We start from the raw sequence: 9,294 nt of genomic DNA on the forward strand, positions 1-9,294 counted from the left end.
ATATAATAAAAGAAAGTGAAAGGAGAAGGAATCATGATTAAAGAATTTGGTGTTACAAATCTAGAAGTCACAAAAGAAGATATTTTTAAAAATCCTAATAACCCTATCTTACGTATGTATGATGATGAAGAATTGATTGGAACTTTTAATATTCTTACAGGTGAAGTCTTAGAGGACTTGGACTTGGCTGATTATGATATTCGGTTTGCTCAAAAACAAATTGAATTGAATCGTGATAACTACCTTGAAACGTGGAAGGACTACGTGGGGTTGTTACATGCCTAAGTATTCTTTTTTGAAGTATGGTATTGAGATTCGTCCGAATGAGCATAATCATAAAGGTCAGAAGGCACATATTCATATCTATATCCATGGTGAGGAAGTAGGTTCAATGTTTTTGACTGGAGAGCTTCGAGATGGTAGATTGAAATCAAAAGATATGAAGATTGTAAGGCAGTATGTTTTAGAAAATGCAGATGATCTTCAAGCTTTATGGGATGAATATCAAAAAAGTGCGTATTAAGAAAATAAATTCAAGCCAGAAATGGCTTGTTTTTTTTTTTGCTGTTGTTTAAGGAGTAGTAAATGAAAGAGTCGAAACAAGTATTTAATATTGAAGTTCCAATTCCTTCCAATATGGTTTTGATCAGTCGTTCCGAGTATCTAGATTTAATACAGAAAGAAGAAATTGGTCAATGGTGGACTATTGATAAGGTTGAGGAATTATTGTCTATTAGTAAAACAAAATTGGTCAATGATATTTTATTGAATCCAACAATAAAAAATGAATTAGATATTGAGCAAAATAAAGAAGGATTTGTCTTATATCCGAAAAGTAAGGGATCACCTTATAGATTTTTAGCAAGAAAAACAAGGGAATATTTTGATAAAAATTATCAAAAAATATTATTAATGTTATAATAGAATGGTGATGGTTGCCATTCAGAAAGGAGTTAGTGTGGCAAGTTACAGACAGCGTGGAAAAAACAAACTTTGGGATTACCGAATATTTGATAAGAAAGGTAATGTTATTGCGACAAATTCGGGTTTTAGAACTAAACGAGAAGCAATGAATGAAGCACAGGAAAAAGAGAGGAAATTATTTCAATCAAACTATACAATAAGATTTGATAGTAAGTCTACACTGTATGAGTTGTGGCAGGATTGGGATAATTTAGTGATTCTTCCATCAGAAAAGGCAAGTTCCACGATAGAAACGTACTATGCAAGAGGTCAAGCGATAGAAAAAATATTCTCAGATATACCAGCAATGAGTATAAATCATCAAGAATATCAGTCACGATTAAATGAATATGGGAAAAAGGTGACTGCTGATCACTTGCGAAGAATAAATGCAGATATAAGATCAACAATAAAATTTAGTAAACGAGGTGGCTTACAGATAACCGATATTACAGAAGATGTGAAAATATTTGGTTTAGAATCTGGCGATGTAGATGATAAATATATTCATAGTATTTCAGAATATAAGAAATTGTTGTCTCATTTGAAAGGAAAATTCAATTATAGAGAATCAGTAATACCATATCTATTATACTTCTTGTTTAAAACAGGATTTAGGGTGGGAGAAGGTATGGCTGTCTGCTGGTCTGATATAGATTTTGAAAATAAGTCAATTCGAACATATAGGCGATTTGTAGGGGATCGGCAAGAATTTGTACCTCCTAAAACAAAAACATCTATAAGAGAAATTCCGATTGATGATGATTTGTTTCTTGTTTTGAAAACATTACAAATTGAACAAGAAAAGATACTATTTGATCGTGAAGAATTAAAGAAACATGATTTAGTATTCTATGATAGAAGGTATAAAATACCTACAAATTCAGGATTGAATAAAAGTTTGAGAGCTTGTTTATCAGAACTTGAAATTGGGAATCAGGAAATGACAGCGACAGCAGGACGACATACCTACGGTTCTTACCTTTTAGCTAAAGGAATTGATATTTGGGTTGTTGCAAGATTATTAGGGCATAAGGATATTCAACAGATTATTAAAACTTATGGTCATGTATTGCAAGAAGTAATTGATAAGGAGTATGAATTGATTAGAAAATTTATGCTGGATAAGGAATAAAAATAAAGCAAAAATTTTGACCAAAAATTGACCAATCCTATTTAAAATGTTATTAGAATAGGATTTCTAAGCATATTTTAGATTCCTGCAGGGGGCAGTAATCAGACATCAAAAACCGCTCAGCAGAGCGGTTTTTGTCTATTCTGTCTATTCTTTCTACAACACCCAAGTTCGAATGGCATGAGCAACGCCAGATTCGTCATTAGATTTGGTGATGTATTTGGCGATTTTTTTGAGTTCTGGGTTTCCGTTTTCCATAACAACTGGGTTACCTACGACTTCGAGCATGGCACGGTCATTTTCTTCGTCTCCGATAGCCATGGTTTCATCTTTGGTCAATCCTAGTTTCTCAGCCAAGTGAGTAATAGCTGACCCCTTGTCTACATTCTTTTTAAGGAGCTCAAGGTAGAAAGGAGCAGATTTGTTGATGGAGTAGCGCTCATAAAATTCTGCAGGAATATTTTCAATAGCGGCATCCAGAATTTCAGGCTCATCGATAAACATACATTTGACGATTTCCTTATCAGACATTTCTTCAGGTGTACGATAGAAGATTGGCATGCTGACAAGGGTTGATTCGTGAACGGTATATTTTCCGATATTGCGATTAGCAGTATAGATGCCGTCCTTGGTAATAGCGTGCATATGGACACCGAGCTTGCGACTGAGAAATTCCATATCTAGATAATCTTCATAAGTCAAGGATTCGCTGATAATTTCATGTCCTGTAGCAGTTTCTTGAACAAGGGCACCGTTGAAGGTCACTACATAGTCACCTTCATCTCTTAATTTCAAGTCATCTAGAAGTTTGGCAACTCCTGCGATAGGACGTCCAGTTGCAATCATAACTTTGACACCAGCTTTTTTGGCATCTTGAATAGCGGCAAATACTTCAGGAGTGATTTCCTTCTTACTGTTGACAAGGGTTCCGTCGATATCGACAGCGATTAGTTTAATACTCATAAATTTCCTCTTTTAGCTTTTATTTGGTGTAAAATGATCATTTTCAATCAAGTGTAAAAATTGCTGGGTAATGCTTGCGAAGATGCTGTTTTGGTCTAACATTTCTTTCGGAAAATAAAAACGATTATCTCCGTGGCGACTGCCAGCAAGGGATTGAACGATAGGAGACAGGCTAGAGAGTTCTGCTAGTTCTCCATTTTTTTGTATAATCTCAATCTGCGTTCGTGGATTTTCAGATTCAGGACGATAGATATCATAAGGAAGGTCAAAGTTCTTATGAATAGCTGTGTAGTAGTCTGGATCAAAGCCGATATCTTCAACCAGTTTTCTCATAGATGCAAGCTGTTCTTGATCTTCTTGTGAAAAGGTAATGGATTTAAAGACCTTGCGATTGACAAAACGTTGTGACAGGTCTGCTAGTATCTTGTCAGGACTAGTCATCCAGAGCTGGAAATAGGTATTCATCACACCATCATCCAGAGCCAGATAGTCAGTCAAGGTCACATTCTTTTCGAAAAATGGCAGTAGATGCGGGGATGTCAGTGTAAAGAAGTCCTTATTATCTGGATAAAGTTCTTTAGCACGTTTCAAAAGATTCTGCAGAAGGACTTCCATAGCACGTGTAGCAGGATGGAAATAAACCTGCATATACATTTGATAGCGACTAAGAACATAGTCTTCGATGGCATGCATCCCGTTTCGTTGAAAGGCAATTCCGTTTTCGATAGGGCGAATAACTCGTAAGATACGTGTTAGGTCAAATTCCCCATAAGAAGCCCCTGTAAAATAGGAGTCACGTAAGAGATAGTCCATGCGATCTGCATCAATCTGACTGGAAATGAGTTGTACCACCTGCTTGTTAGGATAAGTATGGTCAATAACACTAGCTACCTTTTTGGGGAAATCTGGGGCTACCTGTAAGAGAACCTGATGAATTTCTGTCTCAGGGCTTTGGATAATTTCCTGCGTAATCGCCTCATGATCGGTATCAAAGAGATTTTCAAAAGTATGCGAATAGGCACCATGTCCTAGGTCATGAAGGAGGGCTGCAGTCATGGTTAGGAGGGACTCCGAAGGATCCCATTCTTTAGGATACTTTTCCTCAAAAATCTCGGTGATGCGTCGTGCAATCTCGTAAACACCCAGACAGTGAGAGAAACGACTATGTTCTCCACCATGAAAGGTATAACTGGATGTTCCGAGCTGCTTGATACGACGAAGCCGTTGAAATTCTTTGGTATTGATTAAGTCATAGATAATCTGATTATCAACATGGATATAATTGTGAACAGGGTCACGAAATACTTTTTCATTCATAAAACCATTATAGCAAAAAGCTACAGTTTTTGGTAAAATAGTAGGATAAGAGTGAAGAAAGAGGACTTGAAGTGAAGATTCGAATGAGAAATACCATCCAATTTGATGAACAATTGGAAGTGATCGACCAACTTTATGATGTTGAGTTACGTGAGAAAGGTGATTTTTCCTATCTCCTTTTTTACAATGAAGAGAAGGAAAAAGTGGTACTCAAGTTTAATGATACAGAGTTGGTGATGTCTCGATTTTCCAACCCTAAGACCATCATGCGTTTTCTGAAGGAAGTTGATAGTTTAGCCTATATTCCTACACCAATGGGGATACAGGAGTTTATCATCCAAACAAGCCATTATCAAGTTGAACAACAAAAGATTGAACTAGCCTATCAACTACAAAACAAAGAAGGAAATCCATTTGCAAACTATCGCTTAGAAATTACCTGGGGGTAAAAAGTGGAGGAGAAATCGGAAGTCAAAGTTTCGATTTCGAAGTTCCCAATCAACTAGCAGGTCAAAGTTTTTTGCTAATAAAAAATGAGGTTGGGATTTTTGTCCCAGCCTCTATTTGATATACAGTTCTTGATTTTTCAAGACAATTTCACGTACACTTGCAAATTTCTTCAGCTTTTTGATGTCTTCGGGATGCGTTACAAGTGTGATTACATAGCCCTCTTTGCCCATACGTCCTGTACGGCCAGCGCGGTGAGTGTAAGTTTCCATATCTCTAGGAACGTCAAAGTTAACCACGCATTCTAAGCTGTCAATGTCGATACCACGAGCTAGAAGGTCTGTTGCAAGAAGCAGTGTTAGTTGCTTGTCTTTGAATTTTTCGAGAATAACTTTTCTGAACTTAACGTTGACATCGCTAGCTAGTGAAACAGCTAAAACATCGCGATACTGCAATTTTTCCTCAGCACTTCCGAGGTCTGACAAACTATTAAAGAAGACTAGGCCACGGAAATCCTCGACATGTGCCAGTTTTCTAAGCATATCAACTCTGTGTCGTTGGTCTACTTGCATGTAGAAGTGTTGAATGTTGTCCAACTTTTGATCAGAGAGGTCGATGGTGCGCGTGTTGGGCGCAATCTTATCTCGGTCAAACTTGGTAGTGGCACTCATATAGATGAGTTGGTGGTCACGAGGTGCGTAGTGAGTGATTTTCTCAACAAAGTGAATTTGAGAATCATCTAGCAACTGATCGAACTCGTCAAGAATGATCGTTTCCACATTCATCATCTTGATCTTCTTCAATTTAATCAGTTCAAAGATGCGACCAGGAGTTCCAATAAGGATTTCTGGGCCTTTTTTAAGTCGTTCGATTTGACGTTTCTGACTCGAACCAGAAAGGAATAGCTGAGCAGTCAAGCCAATTGCTTCACCCCAAGTTTTAGTTACCTCAAAAATCTGACCAGCCAGTTCAGTATTTGGTGCTAAAATCAATAGTTGTTGCGCTTTTTTCTTTTGGAGACGAAGAAGACTTGGTAGGAGATAAGCTAAAGTCTTACCTGTACCAGTTGGACTAACTCCAAGAAGGGTTTGACCATCTAAAATCGGATCAAAAATCTGAGTTTGAATGGGTGTGAATTCTTGAAAGCCGAGTTGTTCGGTTAGCTCTAGCCATTCTGTAGGTAGTTTGGTTTTCATTTTTCTGCCTCAAATCTAATGCCAGCAGTCTGGCGCATAGTGTAAATTAGGTTATGGACGTGTGATGCATCCTCTAACCAAGCTTGGTAAAGTTCTGGGTTTGGCTGCTTGATCATGTTAGCAAAAACAGCGACCTCCTCAGTCATGGTATGAGGTGCCTGTTGAATAGGTAGATGTGTTTCATTACCTTGATGATCTGTAAAAATAGCTGAGCGAACATGTTCAATGGTGTTGAGCGTCAAGGTTCCATCTGTTGTGTATATTTCACAAGGCAGATTAGAAGTAATGTTTTTACCAGCCTTGATGTGAACTTGATATTCAGGATAAGATAAGATACCATCTCCATTTAAATCAATGGTGTTGTCAAGTTGTTGAGCTTGATAGGACGCATCAAGTGCCTTACCAAACAAGCGAACCGCAGCATAGATCGGATAAATTCCCAAGTCCATGAGAGCCCCACCAGCAAAACGGTCTGAAAATACATTCGGAGTGTTTCCAGAAAGAAGGTCTGGCATCTTAGAAGAATACTTGGCATAGTTGAAATCTGCACCTAAAATTTGCTTGTCTGCTAAGAAGTTTTTAATAATTGTGAAGGCTTCCTCATGATAGTTTCTTGCTGCTTCAAAGATAAAACATTGATTTTCTTGAGCTATTTCAACTAAATCCTGCCATTCTTGTGGTTGAGTCACCGCTGGTTTTTCAAGGATAACATGTTTAGCCGATGCTAGAGCAAGCTTGGCTTGAGTATAATGCAGAGAATTGGGACTTGCGATATAGACAATATCAAAATCAGACTGGAAGAAATCCTCTAAATTATCAAATAGACTAACATCTGTATAGGAACTAGCAAATTGCTGAGCAGTCGTGAGCTTTCTTGAATAAACAGCCACTAACTGGAATTCCTGACTAGTATGAGCAGCTTCTATAAAGTGGTGACTGATTGCACCAGTACCGATAATACCGAGTTTAAGCATGAAATCTCCTTTTCTACAAGTAATGACTGCTTTCATTATATCACAGATAGACTAAACTAGCCAAAGGGAGACAATTCTTTTATTTGACACTTCGAATTTTCATCAAAAAATGGTACAATAGATTCAGAAAAAATAGGAGTGTAGTATGAGATTATTACCTATGAGAAAAATTTCTCGTCATTCAAAAAGATTGGCGCTTTTTTTGACTTTTTGTGCGGGTTATGTAGATGCCTATACCTTTATCATACGTGGGAATACTCTAGTTGCAGGCCAAACGGGGAATGTCGTTTTCCTTTCCGTTGGTCTCATTCAGGACAATGTTTCAGATGCCAGTGCAAAGGTAATGACCTTGATTTCCTTTATGGTAGGTGTTTTCCTCTTGACAGTCTATAAAGAAAAGTTGAGGATTGTAAGAAAACCAATTCTATCCCTTATTCCACTAGCAATTTTATCTTTGATAATAGGATTTGTTCCCTTGACGGTTGATAATATATACATAGTACCACCGTTAGCATTTTGTATGGGACTTGTAACAACAGCATTCGGAGAAGTTTCAGGAATTGCATACAACAATGCATTTATGACCGGAAATATCAAACGAACCATGTTAGCATTTGGCGAATATGTTCGCACAAAACATACACCTTTTTTAAGAGAAGGTCTCATCTTTATTAGCTTGCTGTCGAGTTTTGTGATTGGGGTTGTTGTATCAGCTTATCTGAGTATTTTTTATGAAGAAAAAACAATTTTAGGGATTCCAATCATGATGAGTATTTTTTATCTAAGTATGCTTTTTGCATCTTGGAGGAAAAAAATAAGAGAAAAAGTTTAAATTCGATAATAAATACTTGTCAAAAACTAGGAATCATGCTATACTTGAAGAGTTGACTATGCACAGTCCTGTGCAACCGCACGAACATCGTTGCTCGTCGTATAACAAATTTAAACTTCGTCATTATCGCCTTGTCTAACATAAGTTATGTCTTCGGCTCAATTCCTAGTTTATTCTTTGTTATACTTAGAGCTCTTCTTTTAAGTGGTTCGTCCCACGATGCTAGGCGAGTCTTCACAAAAATACGGGGAAACCCTAAAAAATCATAGGAGGTGCATAATGAGCACATACGCAATTATCAAAACTGGCGGAAAACAAGTTAAAGTTGAAGTTGGTCAAGCAATCTACGTTGAAAAATTGAACGTTGAAGCTGGTCAAGAAGTTACTTTTAACGAAGTTGTTCTTGTTGGTGGTGAAAACACTGTTGTCGGAACTCCACTTGTTGCTGGAGCTACTGTAGTTGGAACTGTTGAAAAACAAGGAAAACAAAAGAAAGTTGTTACTTACAAGTACAAACCTAAAAAAGGTAGCCACCGTAAACAAGGTCACCGTCAACCATATACAAAAGTTGTCATCAACGCAATCAACGCTTAATTTTAAGGAGAACACATGATACAAGCAGTCTTTGAGAGAGCCGAAGATGGCGAGCTGAGGAGTGCGGAAATTACTGGACACGCCGAGAGTGGCGAATACGGCTTTGATGTCGTGTGTGCATCGGTTTCTACGCTTGCCATTAACTTTATCAATTCGATTGAGAAATTTGCAGGCTATGAACCAATCTTAGAATTAAACGAAGATGAAGGTGGCTATCTGATGGTTGAAATTCCTAGAGACCTTCCTTCACACCAGAGAGAAATGACGCAGTTATTTTTTGAATCATTTTTCTTAGGTATGGCAACCTTATCGGAGGACTCTTCTGAGTTCGTCCAAACCAGAGTTATCACAGAAAACTAACACGGAGGAAAACATTATGTTAAAAATGACTCTTAACAACTTGCAACTTTTCGCCCACAAAAAAGGTGGAGGTTCTACATCAAACGGACGCGATTCACAAGCAAAACGTCTTGGAGCTAAAGCAGCTGACGGACAAACTGTAACAGGTGGATCAATCCTTTACCGTCAACGTGGTACACACATCTATCCAGGTGTAAACGTTGGACGTGGTGGAGACGATACTTTGTTCGCTAAAGTTGAAGGCGTAGTACGCTTTGAACGTAAAGGTCGCGATAAAAAACAAGTTTCTGTTTACCCAATCGCAAAATAAAAAGGTCCAGTGAACCTTTTTATCCCGAGCCTTGAAATGAAAAGGCGAGGAAGCTAGAAGTAGCATTAAATAAGGCTTTCCGAGTTTTCGGAGAGCCTATTTTTTTGTTTTGGTACCCATTTTGGTATCCAGAATGATTTTTATGTAAAATTTTTGTACAATATCATCGGTTTATACTCAATGAAAATCAAAGAGCAAACTAG

13 protein-coding genes and 1 other annotated feature are annotated in these 9,294 nt (G+C 37.6%); of the genes, 9 read left to right on the plus strand and 4 right to left on the minus strand.

All coding sequences use genetic code 11. The features are described from left to right. The first annotated feature begins 33 nt into the window (after positions 1 to 33). The 4 genes from HMPREF2795_RS07120 (at position 34) to HMPREF2795_RS07135 (ending at position 2,098) form a co-directional block, all read left to right on the plus strand. A complete protein-coding gene (locus HMPREF2795_RS07120) occupies positions 34 to 285 on the plus strand; it encodes a hypothetical protein (RefSeq protein WP_000588738.1) in 252 nt (83 codons plus the stop codon). Next, positions 278 to 523, plus strand: a complete 246-nt coding sequence (locus HMPREF2795_RS07125) for a DUF4160 domain-containing protein (RefSeq protein WP_001127469.1) — start codon at positions 278 to 280, stop codon at positions 521 to 523. Before HMPREF2795_RS07120 ends, HMPREF2795_RS07125 begins: the two co-directional genes overlap by 8 nt. A 62-nt stretch (positions 524 to 585) precedes the next feature. Next, complete coding sequence (locus tag HMPREF2795_RS07130) at positions 586 to 921, plus strand: DUF771 domain-containing protein (protein WP_000665060.1); 336 nt, start codon at positions 586 to 588, stop codon at positions 919 to 921. 37 nt (positions 922 to 958) lie between these two features. Continuing rightward, a complete protein-coding gene (locus HMPREF2795_RS07135; RefSeq protein ID WP_075228545.1) occupies positions 959 to 2,098 on the plus strand; it encodes a site-specific integrase in 1,140 nt (379 codons plus the stop codon). A gap of 156 nt (positions 2,099 to 2,254) precedes the next feature. On the opposite strand, the gene yidA is transcribed toward HMPREF2795_RS07135, so the two are convergent. Beyond that, complete coding sequence (gene yidA, locus HMPREF2795_RS07140; RefSeq protein WP_075228546.1) at positions 2,255 to 3,061, minus strand: sugar-phosphatase; 807 nt, start codon at positions 3,059 to 3,061, stop codon at positions 2,255 to 2,257. 12 nt (positions 3,062 to 3,073) lie between these two features. Further along, positions 3,074 to 4,378: an HD domain-containing protein gene (locus HMPREF2795_RS07145; RefSeq protein WP_001003468.1), complete on the minus strand. Its 1,305-nt coding sequence runs from the start codon at positions 4,376 to 4,378 to the stop codon at positions 3,074 to 3,076. A 71-nt stretch (positions 4,379 to 4,449) separates the two neighbouring features. Here HMPREF2795_RS07145 and HMPREF2795_RS07150 point away from each other — a divergent pair, with 71 nt between their 5' ends. Further along, the gene (locus HMPREF2795_RS07150; RefSeq protein ID WP_007554615.1) at positions 4,450 to 4,827 is read left to right on the plus strand and encodes a YwiB family protein; all 378 of its coding nucleotides are present in this window, start codon (positions 4,450 to 4,452) and stop codon (positions 4,825 to 4,827) included. Between the two features lie 111 nt (positions 4,828 to 4,938). Here HMPREF2795_RS07150 and HMPREF2795_RS07155 read toward each other — a convergent pair whose 3' ends face one another. Further along, positions 4,939 to 6,021, minus strand: coding sequence for a DEAD/DEAH box helicase (locus HMPREF2795_RS07155; protein WP_000850553.1), 1,083 nt, complete (start codon positions 6,019 to 6,021; stop codon positions 4,939 to 4,941). Beyond that, entirely contained in the window at positions 6,018 to 6,995 is a 978-nt protein-coding gene (locus HMPREF2795_RS07160; protein WP_075228547.1) for a Gfo/Idh/MocA family protein, read from the minus strand. The genes HMPREF2795_RS07155 and HMPREF2795_RS07160 overlap by 4 nt, the downstream gene beginning before the upstream one ends. Before the next feature lie 145 nt (positions 6,996 to 7,140). Between HMPREF2795_RS07160 and HMPREF2795_RS07165 the strand changes: the two genes are divergently transcribed. The 4 genes from HMPREF2795_RS07165 to rpmA all read left to right on the plus strand — a co-directional run bounded on the left by HMPREF2795_RS07165 (position 7,141) and on the right by rpmA (position 9,091). After that, positions 7,141 to 7,827: a YoaK family protein gene (locus HMPREF2795_RS07165; protein ID WP_075228548.1), complete on the plus strand. Its 687-nt coding sequence runs from the start codon at positions 7,141 to 7,143 to the stop codon at positions 7,825 to 7,827. 64 nt (positions 7,828 to 7,891) lie between these two features. Next, positions 7,892 to 8,071 (plus strand) — a sequence feature (ribosomal protein L21 leader region). 35 nt (positions 8,072 to 8,106) lie between these two features. Beyond that, a complete protein-coding gene (gene rplU, locus HMPREF2795_RS07170) occupies positions 8,107 to 8,421 on the plus strand; it encodes a 50S ribosomal protein L21 (RefSeq protein ID WP_000109137.1) in 315 nt (104 codons plus the stop codon). A 15-nt stretch (positions 8,422 to 8,436) separates the two neighbouring features. Next, on the plus strand, positions 8,437 to 8,781 hold the full coding sequence (locus tag HMPREF2795_RS07175) for a ribosomal-processing cysteine protease Prp (protein WP_000613695.1): 345 nt from the start codon (positions 8,437 to 8,439) through the stop codon (positions 8,779 to 8,781). 16 nt (positions 8,782 to 8,797) lie between these two features. Continuing rightward, on the plus strand, positions 8,798 to 9,091 hold the full coding sequence (gene rpmA / locus HMPREF2795_RS07180; protein WP_000916509.1) for a 50S ribosomal protein L27: 294 nt from the start codon (positions 8,798 to 8,800) through the stop codon (positions 9,089 to 9,091). Positions 9,092 to 9,294 lie beyond the last annotated feature (203 nt).

The organism is Streptococcus sp. HMSC056C01, from assembly GCF_001811305.1.
Classification (GTDB): domain Bacteria; phylum Bacillota; class Bacilli; order Lactobacillales; family Streptococcaceae; genus Streptococcus.